This window comes from Lewinella sp. LCG006 (assembly GCF_040784935.1).
In the GTDB taxonomy this organism is placed as follows: Bacteria; Bacteroidota; Bacteroidia; order Chitinophagales; family Saprospiraceae; genus Lewinella.
On sequence record NZ_CP160680.1, the window covers coordinates 5,164,122 to 5,180,632 of the forward strand.

A 16,511-nucleotide genomic window follows, 5' to 3' on the forward strand; every position below is an offset into this window, starting at 1 on the left:
TCCTTTTGTAAGATAATCTGGTTGTAGAGGTACGGAATTTCGTGATGTTATCACAGACCTCCGCGTCTCCGTTTCTCAGTGGCAGAGCAACTAAATCTCACTTAAATAAGCCTCCGTCTGCACTATCATCTCCGAGATCGTCAGCTGGTCGGTCCAGAAACTCAAATGGGTTTTAGCTAGCGGCTCATAGCTTTCTTTCACTTGCAGGTACACTTCGTAATCCGCTTCGCTGTAAGGGCGATCCTGGGCCACACGTTCCTTGATGTGGTGTTCAGCGGCGTGCAATTCAATCCAGATCACGGGCACCTCGAAGGCAGCTCCCATCTCCTCGAAAGTACGGCGCAACTGTTCTTTATAAAAAGTAGCATCAACAATGACGGACTTACCTGCCTTTAGCGCTTGCGCCACTCGCTCCAACAAGCTGTTGTAAATGAATTGCTTGCTTTCAGCATCATAACGCCCCTTTCTCCCCAGCTCCGCGCGCAGCATGTCGCTGTTGAAATGAGGGAAGTCGAGGTGCGCTGCCAGGGCCATGGCAAAAGTTGTTTTACCAGTGCCGGGTAAACCGGTAATCATGAGCAGGAATTGGTGGTGCATGGTTTTTATGAAATTACATGCCACAATATCAATTGATCATAGGTTACGGTCAATGACAAGAATCATAGATGGCAATGATTTATAATTTTGTAGACTTTTTGTTTGTGAATATTATTTCCTAGCTTTATTTGATATAGTCTGTCAAGGCAGGATTTCGCTTCGCGGCTACTCCGTGGTGTGAAAAGATGACGCCGCTATTTTCTCGACTCGCAAGGCGAAAAAAGTAGGCAACGCAGCGCGTTGGCGAGGCTTTTTAACGCAGCGAGGCGGGAAAAGGGCAAGTCAGAATTCACAAATCCTGCCTTGGAGGACTATAATAAGGAGATTTTGAAAATAGGATTTCTTAATTTTTATCTCTCAGTTTCTCACCTCGTAAACGCGCTTCAAAATGAAGAATTACTTAATCGTTGGACTCTTGTTTTTGCCTTTTTTACTTTTCAATCAGGTAGATTGGTTGCAAATTGGTCAGCCGCGAGGCGCAGTGATCGACGAAATATTGGCGGGGCCTGATAGCTATACTTACCTAAAGACGGTGAATAGTCGCCTTTACCGATCTGGCGATGATGGAGGAACGTGGGAAGAGCTGATGTTACCTCCATCCAGTAATTATATCTCCTATTGGACTGTAGGCGCCGATAGTAACCTCTACCTTTTTCTTAGTGGGGTTTTGTATCGAATGGATTCGGAGTCTACCGATTGGACATCCATTGAGATGCCTGATGTTCTCTTTTCATTTTCTTCCATCGTTGTTTTTTCAGATGGAGGAATTATGCTCGTGGCCACCAATGGAAGAATGTATTATCGTGACCCCTCAACTAGTGATTGGGAAATGAAATACAGTAATAGTATTTTTCAACCGGGCGTCCAATTTGTGATGGGAAATGATGGCTATTATTTCCTTTATGGAGTAATTAAGATATGGCGTTTTTCTCTTGCGGGAGACCCTGTAGTAGAATTGGCACTTCCCAGTAATGGAGAGATTTTAGATGATGTAGAAGTAGGTCCTGACGGAGATCTCTGGTTTTTTGCCAATTATCACTTGTACCGTTCTGAAAATAATGGTGATGATTGGGAAGAAGTTTCAGTGGAAGGAACAGGTACCCCCAATCGCGTCGGTTTCGGGCAGGACGATGTGGTCTATGTTTATTGGTTTAGGAACCCAATCCTTCATAGTTCATCTGATGATGGAGCAAATTGGGAGCTTGCAATTGATTTGTCCACGGAAACCGATACTGGGCTTATTCCAGTTCCACTAGCCTCAGGAGCTGAGCTCTTTTATCAAACGGATTGTAAAAGCACGATCATCAGGACTACTGACGGAGGACTCACTCATGAAAATATTTTTTACAATATCCGTCAATCAAAAATCATAGGATTGAGCGGAAGAGCCACTGAACGTTTATACGTTAAATCTTGTGGTATAGGATTTCAGTTTACAGAAGACAATGGACTGGATTGGGAGCGTATAAAAATAAATAATCAGCAAGCTCAAGTCTTAAGCGTTGGGCCGAACAATGAACTTCTTGCTAGTGATTACGCTAATAATTATTACGTGTCGGTAGATGAAGGGCAGAGTTGGCAAGAAATTTTTATCCCCAGTACAGCGGAGTTTTATCTTGATAAAGGCTATTTTTTTCCCAACAATACCATTGTGATGGGCGGAGAGTTTGGAGATATCTTCTATTCACTTGATGGAGCGGAGGGGGAGATTCAACGTTATTATCCTCCTGATTATCTTGGCGAAATATATTACCATCCCGAAGATTACCTTTTTACCCTGAATTCAGAAGCATCTTTGGGAACCCGAATGGAGCGCATCGATATGAACACGAACAGCGGTGGATTGCTAGAGAACCTGCCTTTCGATAACTTTTTGCCCATTCAACTGGTCATCACTCCACAAGGGACCATTTATTATTTGGGGAAATCATCACTGGGCACTCCGGTTACTAAAATATTTCGCTCCGATGACCTCGGAGACAGTTTTTATGAAGTTTTCTCCCTTCCAACGGATCCCTTCCAATTTAATCTCCAATCTTATAGTTTGATGCTGGATCCCATTGGAAACATCTACCTGTTTACGGGGACGGAGATTATTTTGAGCACCGATCAGGGGATTTCCTGGCAGACTTACCTCTCCGATTTGCCGGGACAAGGCAGCGAGGGAGGCATCTATATTGATGCCGATAATTACCTGTATCTGTTGCGTTCTGCTGGGCAGATTTACCGTTCAGCAGTACCTCTGGTAGCGCTAGGGGAAGTGTCAGGCACTTTATGGAATGATCGTAATGAAGATTGTCTGACCCAAGAAGCAAACGAACCCTTTTTGTCTTCTTGGTTGGTTGCCGCTACTGGCAATACATGGACCTTTTATACCTCCACCAATAACAATGGAGCTTACCGCCTTTCCTTGCCGGAGGGCTCTTTTACGCTTGGTCCGGTGGTGAATCATCCACTGTATAGCGCATGTTTAGCAGATGCTTCGGTGGAAGTGGTTATAGATGAAGCCATAGCCTTGGATTTTCCGGTGGAGCCTACATTGCTGTGTCCGCTGATCACTGCCAACGTTTCGGTACCACTTTTGCGGCGTTGTTTTGATAATATCTACACCGTTCGGGTTTGTAATGAGGGTACCCAGGTGGCCGATGATACCCATATCAGCATCACGCTAGATGAGTTTTTTGTTTATCAAACCAGTACACTGGATCCTGTGGAGGTAGGTGGGCAAACCTACACCTTCGCCCTGGGCGATCTTCCTTCCGGCACTTGTACGACTTTTAACCTTACGGTGAACCTATCTTGTGAGGCCGAATTAGGACAGGAACACTGTGTCAGTTGGAGTACCACCCCCGACAATGAATGCGCACCTGCTTATCTTTCCCCAGTATCGGTTGAGTGCCAGCATAACATCGGTTCCTACGATCCTAACGACAAACGTGCCTTCGTCAATGGTTACGAAACAATAGACTTTCTCGTTCCTGATGCCGAACGCCTGACTTACCATATTCGCTTTCAGAATACCGGCACCGACACGGCTTTTACGGTGCTCATCGAAGATAAATTACCCTCCGAACTAGATGTGACCACCTTCCATCTGGAAAACAGCAGCCATCCCTGTGAAGTGAATATTGTTCCCGGTGATGCGGTCGATACCCACAAATTGAACTTCCTTTTTCGCAATATCCTCCTACCGGATTCTACCACCAATGAGCCCGCTTCCCACGGTTTTGTCAGATTCTCCATGGCACCAAAAGCAGGCTTGACCTTAGGAGAAGACATCAACAATTTCGCGGATATTTTCTTCGATTTTAATGAGCCAATACGAACGAATACGGTAGCATTGGAATACAATTATCCCAGTTCAGTAAGTACCTCTCCACGCAGTAAGCCGGTCGTCTACGTTTATCCGAATCCCACTACCGGAAGGATCAACCTGACCCTGGCCGATGACGTTTTGCTACCCCTCACCGTCGTCTGTTACAATACCCAGGGTCAAGCCCTGAACCATCACACCCTAAGCGAAAAGAACACCATCTTAGATTTAAGTGGCTGGTCCCCCGGTTTGTACTTTTTACAAATCATGGCAAAGGAAGGGCAATTACAAACGGTGAAGGTTGTTGTGGATTGAGAGGCGCGCGCGAATTAATTTAAATTTATTATTTAACGTGAGGTTGGGGGGTGAAGATTTGTGATCTCCCCCCCCCACTGAACAAATCCCTCCCACAGAAAGTTATAGCTGCAAGCACATGCTTCCACACCATTCTTTCACCACAAATCTTTACAATGAAAAAGAATTTCATCTTGCTAACCCTATTGTGCCTTAGTGCCTTAGGCACTGTTTACGGACAAGCACGATTTGGCCTTAAAGGCGGCCTGACGCTCGCTAATGTCAACTTTTCTGGCGATGATGTAGCATTGGAGACCGACATGAAAACCACTTTTCACGTAGGTCCGGTCGCGGAATTTGGCGTAGCACCTTACGTGAAAATCAATACCGGACTGCTACTCACCGGGCGAGGTTATGGCTACGGTTTTGAAATATTAGGAACCAGTGTAGACATTGACAATACGATTTGGTACTTACAAATTCCCGTAAATATTCTCTACGAAGCCGACTTGTTTTACTTCTCCGCCGGGCCTTATTTTGCCTTTGGTGTAGGTGGAAATGCCGATGATGGGGAAGAAAAAACAGACATTGAATTTGGAAACACTGAAGACGATGAGCTTAGCCCTTCGGATGTCGGCCTGAATGTAGAGTTGGGCGTTAATCTTCCCAACTTGCGCTTGGGCGTAGGGTATGGCTTAGGACTGTCCAATAACATCCCCAAAGATCTACAAAGTGGTGATGCCAAAGTGACCAACAATGCCATCAATGTTAGTGCTACCTACTTTTTCGGTGGTTATTAAACCCGTTTCATAAAGTAAATAAGAAAGCCTCAATCATTAGACTTGTTCGTCCGGGGGGCTTTACCTACGGTGATCGCTTCGCTCGGAGTTGGTGGGAAGACGCCGCTATCTTTTGTTCCCGCAAGCGAGCAAAGTGGGAACATAGCCTTAGCTACGTGACCACTTTGGTTGCGAAGTGGGAACGAAAGAGAGCAAGTCAGCCCCCAAATGTTCCCGGCCGAACAAGTCTATTACTGGTTGGGGCTTTTTGTTTGCCAACCAAGGTTATCCCGAACTTAAAGAGGGGCACTGCTTCTTCAGGGTAGGTCTTTGACCAAACTACTGGATAAAAAAAAACGGGCATCTAAGACGCTATTTGCCGGGCGAGTACCTGCCCGTTTGCCAGCTGAGAATAGGGGATACTTGAAAACTACTGCATCCTTGGCATTGTTATGTAGATCTTTACCCCAAAGAAATTCCCAGTGAAGCACCTTTTCTTCTTCCTCTTATTTTGTGGAATGGTTGATGGTCATGCTCAGTCGCTGAGTGTTTTCCCCGAACCTTCTCCCCGCCGCATCGACCTCCTCAAAATCGACGGTCGCAATGCCGTCGGTAGCGTCTTGCACGCTTATTCAGGTCCCGCCCGATGGAAAAAGAAAGAATGGCTGCTGGCCGGCGGCATTGCGGTAGGCACTTACGGCCTTTTCCTCCTGGATGAAGAGGTCAACCCCATTTTTACCAATCAGCACGATAACATTCCCAAAACCGTTCGCGATCTGGCTTTTTATTTTGGCAAACCACAGTACAACTATGGCCTCACGGCCGCCGTGTACGGCCTGGGTATACTCACCAAGAATGAAAAAATCCGCAAAACAGGTATCTTATTGATTGCTTCGGCTACTACGGCAGGGCTCATCCAGTCGGTCAGTAAAACAACTGTCGGTCGCGCGCGTCCCAGCACCGGCATTGGTAACAAAAGCTTCGATTTTTTCAACAGCACACCTGATTACCATTCCTTCCCCTCCGGGCATGCCATCCTTTCGTTTACCACCGCCCACGCACTGGCCCGCAGTGTCCGAAGCCCCTGGCTGAAAGTGGGCATCTACGGCCTCGGTTCCATCACCCCCATCTCTCGCTTGTGGACCAACGCCCACTGGCTGTCCGACATTGGCCTGAGCCTGGCTATCAGCATTGTTTCCGTCGACAGCGTCTTCAACTACCTACAGCGCAGCGGCGATTATGAGCAGAAAGGGCTCACCCCTGGTATCACCTGGCGACTCCATGCTGGGCCTTCGTCCCTTGGTTTGGTGGGCACTTTTTGAAATCGGAAATCTAATGGTTGGTGGTTGATCGTTGAAAGTTGATTGTTCGCACCCCGCACCCCGCACTCAAAGTCGGAAGTGGGAAATCGGAAGTATCGCACCCCGCACCAGCTTGAAAACCATCAACCAACAACCAACAACCAACAACCTTTTATACCCATTCTACAGCATTCTGAAAATCCGTTTTCGATGATTGACGAAGATTTCGTAATTTAGGCTATCAAAATTATCAGTGCATTAAATTTCAAAGATATGCCAAGCTATAGTCTCCGTGTCAACGGGAAAGTTCACCAGGTGGAGGTTGCCGAAGATACCCCCGTGCTTTGGGTGCTCCGAGATCATATTAAATTATTAGGTACAAAATACGGTTGCGGCATCGGCCAGTGCGGCGCTTGCACCATCCATCTCGATGGACTGGCCATGCGTTCCTGCTCCGTGCCTGTTTCCGCCGTTGGTAGTCAGGAGCTTACCACCATCGAAGGGCTTTCCGAAAAGGGCAATCACCCGGTTCAGCAAGCCTGGATCGAGCACGATGTACCCCAGTGTGGCTACTGCCAGGCCGGACAAATCATGAATGCCGCCGCCTTGCTGGCCGATACGCCCAATCCCAGCGACCAGGAAATCGCCGCTCGGATGAATGGCAACATTTGCCGCTGCGGCACCTATACCCGCATCCAGAAAGCCATCAAGACGGCTGCTGAAAAAATGAGCTAATCCCAAAAAACAGAACAATGAAAGTTAAAACACAACATAATCGCCGGTCCTTTCTCAAAGTGTCGGCTGCTGCTGGTGGTGGCTTAGTACTCGGTTTCAGCTGGCTGGCCGGCTGTACGCCCGCCGAATCTGAGATCGCCGAAGAGGTCGCCCGCCAAATGCCAGATAACTGGTTTGATATCAATGGCTTCCTCAAAATTGGCGACAACGGCCTGGTCACCATCATGTCACCCAACCCAGAGATCGGACAAAATGTAAAAACGGCCATGCCCATGATCGTCGCCGAAGAGCTCGATGTAGCCTGGGAAGATGTCATCGTAGAGCAAGCCGGCCTCGATACCAATAAGTTTACCCGTCAGCTGGCGGGTGGTAGCCAGTCGATTCGGCATGGTTGGCAAAGCTTGCGCATGGCTGGTGCTACGGCCCGCCATCTTTTGCTCGTCGCTGCTGCCGACAAATGGCAGGTGCCCGTCGAAGAACTGACCACCGACAAGGGCCTGATCACCCACGCCGCCACGGGCCAGTCCATCGGTTACGGCGAGATTGCCTCTGCGGCTGTAGGCATGGAAGTTCCTGAAGAAATAGCCCTCAAAGACCCTGCTGATTTCAAGATCATCGGCAAAAGAACCAAGAACGTCGACGGCCCCAAAATCGTCAAGGGCGAGCCCCTCTTCGGCCTCGATGTTGAGCGCGAAGGCATGCTCACGGCGATGATCATCCACCCGCCCGCTTTTGGCATGAAACTCAAGGGTTATGACGCCAGCACCGTCAGCAGTATGCCCGGTATTCGCAAGGTGTTTACCATCAACTTCGACAAAGAAGGCGTCGAAAAACAGTGGTCAGATACCAATGCTTTTCCCGAATTAGTAGCCATTGTGGGCGAAACAACCTGGCAGGTCATGAAAGCCAAAAAGGCACTCCAGGTAGAGTGGGAGCAAGACAGCTTCCCGGAAAACAGCATAGAACTGCAGCAAGCCCTGGAGGCCCTGATGGAAACGGCACCCAAGGAGGCCGCGCGCAAAGATGGTGATCCCGTAGGGGCTTTCGCCGGGGCGGCCAAAGTGATTGAGGCAACCTACACGGCCCCTTTCCTTGCGCACAACACCATGGAGCCGATGAACTTCTTTGCGCACGTCACCGCCGACCACGCCGAACTGGAAGGTCCTATCCAGACGCCCGAGTTTCTGCGGCCTACGGTAGCCGCCATGGTAGGTTTGCCCGAAGAGAAAGTCTCCATCATGATGACCCGCATGGGGGGCGGTTTCGGTCGCCGACTCTACGGTCATTTCGGTACCGAAGCGGCCCTGATCTCCAAGGAGATGGAGGCTCCTGTAAAACTGGTCTACACCCGCGAGGATGATATGACACAAGGTACTTATCGCCCTGATTATCAGGTCTTGTACCGGGCAGCCCTCAATGAAGAGAACCAGCTCATTGGCTTCCACGTACGCGGCGCAGGCACCGATGGTAGCCCCGTTTTTGCCAACCGCTTCCCCGCCGGAGCGGTCGATAATTACCTGGCCGAAAACCTGGAAAAAACGTCCAATATCTCCACCGGCGCCTGGCGTGCACCACGGTCCAATTTCATCGCGGGTGCCGAACAGGCTTTCCTTGATGAGGTGGCCGAAGCAGCGGGCAAAGATCCCATCGAATTCCGCCTGGAACTCTTTGATCGTGCCGCTAAACAACCCGTAGGCAAGGACAACGACTACGAAGCCGAGCGCTACGCCGGCGTCCTGAAGTTGGTCAAGGAAAAAGCTGGCTGGGGTACCGAACGCGCTGGTGTATACCGGGGCGTGGCGGCGTACTACTGCCACAACTCCTACGTCGCACAGGTGGTAGATGTGGTCATGGAGAAGGATCGCCCCAAGGTCGACAAGGTTTGGTGTGCCGTCGACTGTGGCATCGTAGTCAACCCCGAGGGAGCTATCAATCAGATCGAAGGCGGCATCATCGACGGCATCGGTCACGCCATGTACAGTGCCATCACCTTTGAAAATGGTCAGCCCCAGCAAAGCAACTTCGACAAGTATCGCCTGATTCGCCACAACGAAGCCCCTCGCGAAATTGAGGTCTTCTTCGTCGAAAACGGCATCGATCCCACGGGCCTTGGTGAGCCTTCCTTGCCACCCGTGATCGGCGCCCTGGCCAATGCCCTGGCCAAAGCTACCGGGCAGCGCTTGTACCACCAGCCCTTTGAGGTGAACGCCCAGGAAGTGCTGGGATAAAGTTTGACTTAGTAAGGACCTGAAGAGCGGATAAACCAGTCAGGGGAGGTCAATGATTTGGCATCCCCCGGCCTTGTGGGCCGGGCCGGGCTATCCGCTCTTATACGCCTGCGCTGTGCTGCGGCGCATACCGCTGCTATCCCTGGCTGTGCTCGCTCCGCTGCGCTTGGGAAACCGTACTTCGGTTACGAGACGAAAGCGAGGTGGGAGCTTGTGATTAGCATTACCGTGAGCTTAGGCTAAGCTCTTGAATTTCATTAGCAATAGTTGGCGTTAGTTTTTATCCATAAATGCGTCTTTTCATTCTGTGTTCCATACTAGGTGTTGGTTGTTTTGTTCGTCCAACAGGATTAAGTGAGGCTTAGGCGTGCTTCCGTCAAAAATCAATTGCGATGAAAACAATAGTTTTTCTTGGTTCCATAATGCTACCCAATGAGGGGTATAGGGTTCACTTTGCTGTAGGATGATTTTACGTTTTCCACGGGCATTAATTAAATCGAAAGACCTTCTGCCCCAATAAGAAAGCAGTAACTCTCCGTTGGAATAATCTGCGTCAAATACCTGATTTCGGTTCATTGGTGCATTTTCCACAGTAGGGTTAATGAGGTCATTCCATTGTTTAATGATGTTTCCATTCTGTTGTACCAAATAACAAGCGTTTTCCCCTAATAAAAGGATTTGATCCTGCTCAACTGCTCGAATTCTTTTTATGGGATTGTCAAATTTGAAATACGTAGTAGGTTCTTCTCCTTTTTCCATGCTACATATTTCAGGGTATTTTCCGAAAACCATTTGATGGTCAGAAAGCATAAAAAATCCACCTTCTCCAATCCTGTAATCGTCTTTGAACCAATCCCAAATGACCTTTGGTTGCGAACCAATTGTAGATTTTAAAACCCTTACATGAAATTCATCAGCTGCTTGCAGAAACCTCCTCTCGATAATGTAGATTTCATTTTGCTTATTATAAAGCATATAGTCACTTGCCGTATACTCGGATTGAATAAAAACTTTTGGTTGAGCACCTTTCGTCCAAAGCATTACACAGGCAAAATGATTTGGGTCATTTATTGGGCTTATATATGGCCATAGCACATGCTCACCTGTAGTGATCATGTTTCCTGTTGGGTGGGCACACGCAAGCGATGTGAGGAAAAATAGGACTGTGCCTAAGATGGTAGTTTTTATATTTGGTGTTTTCATTTTTTTAAACTCCTTCTCTGACAATTTTTGTGGTCAAGCTAAAGAAAAAATCGTAAGTGACTGAAAAGGAACGTGATTTTTGTTTTCGATTGACACTAATCACAAAAATTGTCAGAGAATCAATTTTTTATCATTCTACCGCAAAGACACGAAGGAAGGTAAAGAGTTTAACGCAACCTTTATGTAGCGCAGCGGAGCGAGCACAGCCAGCGATAGAAGCGGTATGCACCGAAGCACAGCGCAGGTGCATAAGAGCGGATAGCGCGGTGCCGCTTTGGTGTTACCTCCTTTGTTTGGTGCGGTCGCTTAGCGGCAGGCTGCAAAAAAATCTCCTTGACTCACTATGCTTAAGGGCAACTGTTTTACCTTTGCGCAAAATAAAACCAAATAAAATGTCCTACCAAAATCTGCTGGTGACCGAAGAGGGGCCTTTCCTTACCGTTACGATTAACCGCGAGAAGGCGCTCAATGCCTTGAACCAACAAACGATGAGTGATTTGGCGCAGTTTTTCGGAGAGGACCTGCCCAAGCGTTCGGGTGTTCTTGGGGTCATCCTTACCGGAGCTGGCGACCGTGCCTTTGTAGCGGGGGCCGATATTAAAGAATTTACGAGTCTGGAAGGAGAAGGCGGTGCAAATATGGCCCAGCGTGGACAAGATGTCTTTTTTCTGATTGAGCGTTCACAGGTGCCGGTCGTTGCGGCTATCCAGGGTTTTGCTTTGGGGGGCGGTTGCGAATTGGCCATGGCCTGCCACTTGCGTATCGCTGGAGAGAAAGCCCGTTTTGGGCAGCCGGAAGTTAACCTTGGCATTATCCCCGGTTACGGAGGTACTCAGCGACTGATCCAGTATATCGGTAAAACCAAAGCTACCGAGCTGATGATGACAGGCGATATGCTCGGCGCGGAAGATGCCTTAGGCCTGGGCTTGGTGAACTACGTAGTAGCACCCGGTGAGGAGGTTGCTAAGGCCAAGGAGCTACTCCAAAAGATTGCCACCAAAGGCCCGCGTGCTATCGCTCAGGTGATTGAAGCCATCAACGCCTATTTTCAGTACGATACTGATGGCTTCGCCAATGAGGTAGCTGGTTTCGGCAAGGTCACCCAGACCGAAGATTTCAAGGAGGGTGCCCAGGCTTTTGTAGAGAAGCGGGCGGCTAATTTTACGGGGAAGTAGGTGCGGTTGTCTCTTTTTTAGCCATGCACGTACCGAGGTTTTTTAGCCACTAAAGCACTAACCTGCCTGCCAGCAAGCTGGCCTTGCAGGCAGGAACACGGAATTGCAAGGATTTTTTTTGTGGTTTGGAGCTTTAGTGGCTAGTTTCTTGCTACGGAGGCACTGAGACACGGCGTTTTGGAAGTTTTTTTCCACTAGTGCCCCCAAAATGTGTCCCTCTGGAGGGACCGATCCAGATGAACGAGGGAGGACAGACCTTGCGGTGAGGGCTGTCCTCCTCCGTCCTTCGGACACCTCCTCCAAAGGAGGATAGAGTGGGCTGTTAGGGATTGTTTTCCTGTTTGCGGCTAGTTTCTCACCCTTATGATCAAAATCCTTCCTCCATCATAAAGGGCAAGCGCATCTGCATACCCTGGCCATCAGACATTTCCTTTAGGTAACGGTAGTAAGGGTAGAAGCTGCCTAGCTGTTCCTTGATGGCTATTTTTTGCATAGCATCCTGGGGATTGATGAGGTCATTGACGAATCGTTCCCAGGGGTGTTGGGGAGTAGGGTAGGTGGTGGTGTGATACTCATCCAGGCTCGCCAATGCTGCTGCTTTGGTGATGGCATCGTCGAGGTTACCGAGCTCATCTACCAAGCCAATTTCTTTAGCGGTGGTGCCTACCCATACGCGGCCTTGGGCCACGCTATCCACATCGGCAAGGGGCATTTTGCGGCCAGTACTTACTCTGCTGAGGAAGGTTTCGTACATCTTTTGGGTGCGAGCGCGCAGGAGGGCTTTTTCACCTTCCGACATATCGAAAGCGGGGTTGATACCTGCGGCGAAGGGGCCTGTTTTGACACTGTCGAAGTGGATGCCAATTTTCTGTTTAAGCAATTCCTGAAACTGTGGAATTGCACTCACAACACCAATACTTCCGGTAATGGTGCTGGGTTCGGCGAGGATATGATCGGCAGGCGCTGCAATATAGTAGCCACCTGAAGCGGCCACAGCGCCCATAGAAACCACTAGCGGTTTGCCGCTGGCTTTGAGCTCCATAAGGGCTTGCCAGATGTGGTCGGAGGCCATGGCACTGCCGCCGGGAGAGTTGACGCGCAGTACGACGGCTTTCACATTGTCGTCGTCTTTGAGTTCCTGGATAAGTTTTACGTAAGTTTTGTCTCCCACCTGTGCAACCTGGCCTTTACCATCGACGATCACTCCTTCGGCCATGAGTAGGGCGATTTTCCCACCACCCGAATTTATTTCCTCCAGCATGGGATTGTAGTAGCTGCTCAGCTTTACAAAGTTGATCTCATCATTATTGTCGAGGCCGATTTGTTCGCGCAGTTGGTTCATAAGTTCTTCCCGGTATATCACCTGATCTACCAATCCACTGCTGAGGGCTGCATCGGGATCGATACCAGCGTAGGTAGCTGCCAGTTGATCAAGGACGCCTGTAGAAAGTTCCCTGGATTCGCTCACATCTTCGAGCATGAGGCGGTACATTTCTTCGAGGAAAGCGCGGGTTTGTTCCTTGCTAGCCTCCGACATGTTGTTGCGGCGATAGGGTTCGGAAGCGCTTTTGTAGCGGCCCGCAAAAAATACCTCGTAGTCCACACCGATTCGGTCGAGTACATCTTTGAAAAACGGGTATTGTGCAGCAAAACCTCGCCAGTCAACGACTCCTAATGGTGCTAAGGTAACCTTGTCGGCCACTGATGAAAGGTAGTAACCTCCTTGTGCATAGTAAGGAGCATAGGCATAAATAAATTTACCGCTGGTGCGGAAATCGGCTAAAGCAGCCCGGATAGCACGTAGCGTAGTAAAGCTGGCTACGGGCATTTCGGGTTCGATGAAGATGCCTTTGATTTTGTCGTCATTTTTCGCCTTTTCGATGGCTTTAATGATGTCGCGTAGGCCAAGTGCACGTTCGGGGTCAAGCTCAAAACTTGCGGTTTCTACGTTGTCCATCAATTCAGGGACGGGCATATTCAGTTTGAGGTGCAAGACAGAATTTGCACTGACGGGGGCTTCCTGATCTGCTTTACTGGCCAAGGCACTGATGCTACCTGCCACGATAAAGAAGATGACGAATAGGGCAATGAGAGTGCCCAGGCAAGAAGCGAAAAGAAACTTGAAAAATTGACGCATGCTGTTTTGTTTGGGAACGCGAAATTTGCAGAAAAATTAATGCCGCAAGGTATCTACCACCTATCGAATGTGGCCCTTTATTCGATGAAAAACAAAGTTTCGTAGACGAAAATTAATACCTACTACTGCTTTTTGCGATGGCCAGCCATTGATAAAGGAAAATACCAATGAAGAGGTACATCATGAGGTTGTCGGCTAAGACATGATTTCCCAGTATTATCGTGACTAAACCCAAGAGCCATAATACTCCCAGCAAGATGGTTGATCCCACCAGGATACGTTGATCTTTGGGTGCTCTTCCGGCAAACATGGAGGAGAGGGGGATCATCATGGCGAGGGCACCAATGCCCGAGAAGAGATACCCTTCGTGATCCACCTCCGTAAAGAAATGAATGCCGATTAAGATCAAGGCGATCGCGAGAAAACCTCCTACCAGTCGGGCACTGATTTTTTCTTGCGGTTTGAGCAGGTACTTGCCGAAAGGATGCAAAAAGAGAAACAGGTTGGAGATGGGTTCAAAAAACCACGTAGACAGGGCAAAGGCGATATAGGCGTAAAGGATTGGATTAAGGAAGGGTGCCCATTCTGGATTGTTCTGTGCTATATTACTGACGACGCGGTAACCCAGGTAAATACCAATGATAAAAGCCCACTGGTACTTGGCCGTAAGGCGGTTCATCCAGAAGACATAGCGTAGAAACTGCCGGTAAAAGAAGTTTTTGGCTTTGATGGCTTCCATCATCCCTCGTTGGGCGTATTCGAAATTGGGTTGTAGCCGCAGGGCTTCGGCAAAGTGCTCCTGTGCTTCCTGTGCACGGCCGGTTTCCAATTTTGACCAGCCCAGGTTGGCGTGGGTATAGCTGTTTTCTGGTTGGTATTCCAAGGAGGTAGCAATGGTATGGAGGGCATCTTCGGCCTTTTCCAATTTTACCAATGCTCTGGCGCGGACATTGAGGCAAAAGGTGTCTTCTGGATCAAGGCTGAGGCCGATATTGGCGGCTTCGAGCGCTCCTTCGTAGTCTTTAGTTGCCAATTTTAGTTCGCCTAAAACGCCACGGTAAGCCCCTGCGACGGGGTTGAGTGCAATGGCGTTTTGAATTTCTTCAATGGCTTCCGGCTCACGGTCCAGGCGAAAGAGGATGAGTGCTCGCTGGGCGATGAGTTCGTCATCATTGGGGCTGAACCCGCGCGCCCGTGAATTGATCTCTAGCGCCTCTTCATTTTGGTCTTGGGCCGAGAGGATATCACCCAATAGGAAGAGGGCATACACTTCGTCAGGGTTTGCACTTAGGTGCTGACGTACTTCCCGTTCTGCCTCTGGAAAACGATGTTGGTTGTAATAAAGTCGGGCCTTTTGCAGACTGTGGTCGTTGCTCATAGCTAGGGTTATTTCTTGACTTTCAGGTAGGTGAGGATGTCGTCGTAAAGGCCGCTTTCGTTGGCGTAAAGCGCATAATTACGGGCGGTGTTGAACCATTCGCGGGTAGTGGCTTTGTGGTCTTTCGCAGCTTTGAGCAAGTCTTTGGTGTCAATGGGTTCAGGGATGCCGGAGCTGAACGAAGCCTTGAGTTTATCTTCAATACAGCGGTCAATGACGGCTTGCAGATCTGCTCCGGAGAAGCCTTCGGTTTTTTTCGCAACGGCAGATAAATCCACTTTGCCCATTGGCTTGCCAGCGAGCATGATTTGCAAAATGGCTTCCCTTCCTTTTTGGTCGGGTGGTTCTACGAAAAGGATGCGGTCGAAACGACCGGGGCGACGAAAGGCGGGATCCATGTGCCAGGGGGCATTGGTAGCGCCGATGACGAGCAGACCGTCGTTGTTGGCATCGACACCATCCAGCTCAGCGAGAAACTGATTGATCAATTGCCGACCAGCAGACTGGCGCATATCAGAACGGCTGGCCCCCAAGGCATCTACTTCATCGAAGAAGAGTACGCAAGGTGCATTGGCTCGAGCTTGTTCGAAAAGCTGGTGCAGGTTTTTTTCGCTGCTGCCAATCCACATGTCGAGGATGTCGCTGATACCTACGCTGATAAAATCGGCATTGATTTCTCCAGCGGTTGCTCGTGCCAGGTGGGTTTTTCCACAACCGGGAGGGCCGTACATCAGGATACCACCACCGATTTTTTTGCCGTAAGCAGCATACAGTTCTTTGTGTTCCAGTGGTTTGATGATCTTGAGGCTGATCTCGTCCTTGACGCGATCCATGCCGCCCACGTGTTTGAAGTTGATGCTGGGGCGGCTGCCTCGAAGGGCATCTTCATCAATACCATCATCGGCATCGGCGGAAGCGTCGAAGTGGAAATTGCGGAAAGCTTGGTCCAATTCTTCGTCGCGTAGAGTAGGGTTGGCACGCACCAACTCCTGGAAAGCCTGCTGTGCTTCGGCTTTGTTATCGTTGCGCAGGTAAGCGCGGCAGAGCAGGAGCTTGTAGTTTTCAGCGTCGGGGGCGAGTTGTAGCAACTCTTCCAAAACAACAACGGTAACGCCGTGTTTTTCCTGATGAAAATAGGCTTGCGCTAAACCGAATTTAGCTTCTTGGTGCTGAGGACTTAATCGTAAAACGGCCTTGAACTCTTGCTCCGCTTCCTGGTACTGAAACAATTGAGCGAGCGATTGGGCGAGGTGCAAACGCAGCGGAATGTTGTCAGGAGAGTGCGCAAGTGCTTCGCGAAGATTATTGATAGCATTTTGATCCATAAAGGAGTTGTTTTCTTAACTGTAAAATTCCTAAATCTTTCCTCAT

11 protein-coding genes are annotated in these 16,511 nt (G+C 49.2%); 6 read left to right on the forward strand and 5 right to left on the reverse strand.

Annotation, left to right across the window (positions count from 1 at the left end; genetic code table 11):
* Positions 1 to 90 precede the first annotated feature (90 nt).
* Entirely contained in the window at positions 91 to 597 is a 507-nt protein-coding gene (locus AB0L18_RS18530) for an AAA family ATPase (RefSeq protein WP_367388802.1), read from the reverse strand.
* Between the two features lie 388 nt (positions 598 to 985).
* On the opposite strand from AB0L18_RS18530, the gene AB0L18_RS18535 reads away from it, so the two are divergent.
* The 5 genes from AB0L18_RS18535 (at position 986) to AB0L18_RS18555 (ending at position 9,247) form a co-directional block, all read left to right on the forward strand.
* On the forward strand, positions 986 to 4,225 hold the full coding sequence (locus AB0L18_RS18535) for a T9SS type A sorting domain-containing protein (RefSeq protein WP_367388803.1): 3,240 nt from the start codon (positions 986 to 988) through the stop codon (positions 4,223 to 4,225).
* Between the two features lie 155 nt (positions 4,226 to 4,380).
* Positions 4,381 to 5,004: a porin family protein gene (locus tag AB0L18_RS18540; protein WP_367388804.1), complete on the forward strand. Its 624-nt coding sequence runs from the start codon at positions 4,381 to 4,383 to the stop codon at positions 5,002 to 5,004.
* Between the two features lie 461 nt (positions 5,005 to 5,465).
* Positions 5,466 to 6,305, forward strand: a complete 840-nt coding sequence (locus tag AB0L18_RS18545) for a phosphatase PAP2 family protein (RefSeq protein WP_367388805.1) — start codon at positions 5,466 to 5,468, stop codon at positions 6,303 to 6,305.
* A gap of 252 nt (positions 6,306 to 6,557) precedes the next feature.
* The gene (locus AB0L18_RS18550; protein ID WP_367388806.1) at positions 6,558 to 7,019 is read left to right on the forward strand and encodes a (2Fe-2S)-binding protein; all 462 of its coding nucleotides are present in this window, start codon (positions 6,558 to 6,560) and stop codon (positions 7,017 to 7,019) included.
* 17 nt (positions 7,020 to 7,036) lie between these two features.
* Positions 7,037 to 9,247 (forward strand): molybdopterin cofactor-binding domain-containing protein, encoded by a 2,211-nt coding sequence (locus AB0L18_RS18555; protein WP_367388807.1) that lies wholly within the window; start codon positions 7,037 to 7,039, stop codon positions 9,245 to 9,247.
* 300 nt (positions 9,248 to 9,547) lie between these two features.
* Here the strand turns inward: AB0L18_RS18555 and AB0L18_RS18560 are convergent, their stop codons facing one another.
* A complete protein-coding gene (locus AB0L18_RS18560; RefSeq protein ID WP_367388808.1) occupies positions 9,548 to 10,450 on the reverse strand; it encodes a hypothetical protein in 903 nt (300 codons plus the stop codon).
* A gap of 392 nt (positions 10,451 to 10,842) precedes the next feature.
* Here AB0L18_RS18560 and AB0L18_RS18565 point away from each other — a divergent pair, with 392 nt between their 5' ends.
* Complete coding sequence (locus AB0L18_RS18565) at positions 10,843 to 11,625, forward strand: enoyl-CoA hydratase/isomerase family protein (protein WP_367388809.1); 783 nt, start codon at positions 10,843 to 10,845, stop codon at positions 11,623 to 11,625.
* 367 nt (positions 11,626 to 11,992) lie between these two features.
* On the opposite strand, the gene sppA is transcribed toward AB0L18_RS18565, so the two are convergent.
* The 3 genes from sppA to AB0L18_RS18580 all read right to left on the reverse strand — a co-directional run bounded on the left by sppA (position 11,993) and on the right by AB0L18_RS18580 (position 16,465).
* Complete coding sequence (gene sppA, locus AB0L18_RS18570) at positions 11,993 to 13,762, reverse strand: signal peptide peptidase SppA (protein ID WP_367388810.1); 1,770 nt, start codon at positions 13,760 to 13,762, stop codon at positions 11,993 to 11,995.
* A gap of 112 nt (positions 13,763 to 13,874) precedes the next feature.
* Entirely contained in the window at positions 13,875 to 15,140 is a 1,266-nt protein-coding gene (locus AB0L18_RS18575) for a tetratricopeptide repeat protein (RefSeq protein WP_367388811.1), read from the reverse strand.
* A gap of 8 nt (positions 15,141 to 15,148) precedes the next feature.
* A complete protein-coding gene (locus AB0L18_RS18580; RefSeq protein WP_367388812.1) occupies positions 15,149 to 16,465 on the reverse strand; it encodes an AAA family ATPase in 1,317 nt (438 codons plus the stop codon).
* Between the last annotated feature and the right edge of the window lie 46 nt (positions 16,466 to 16,511).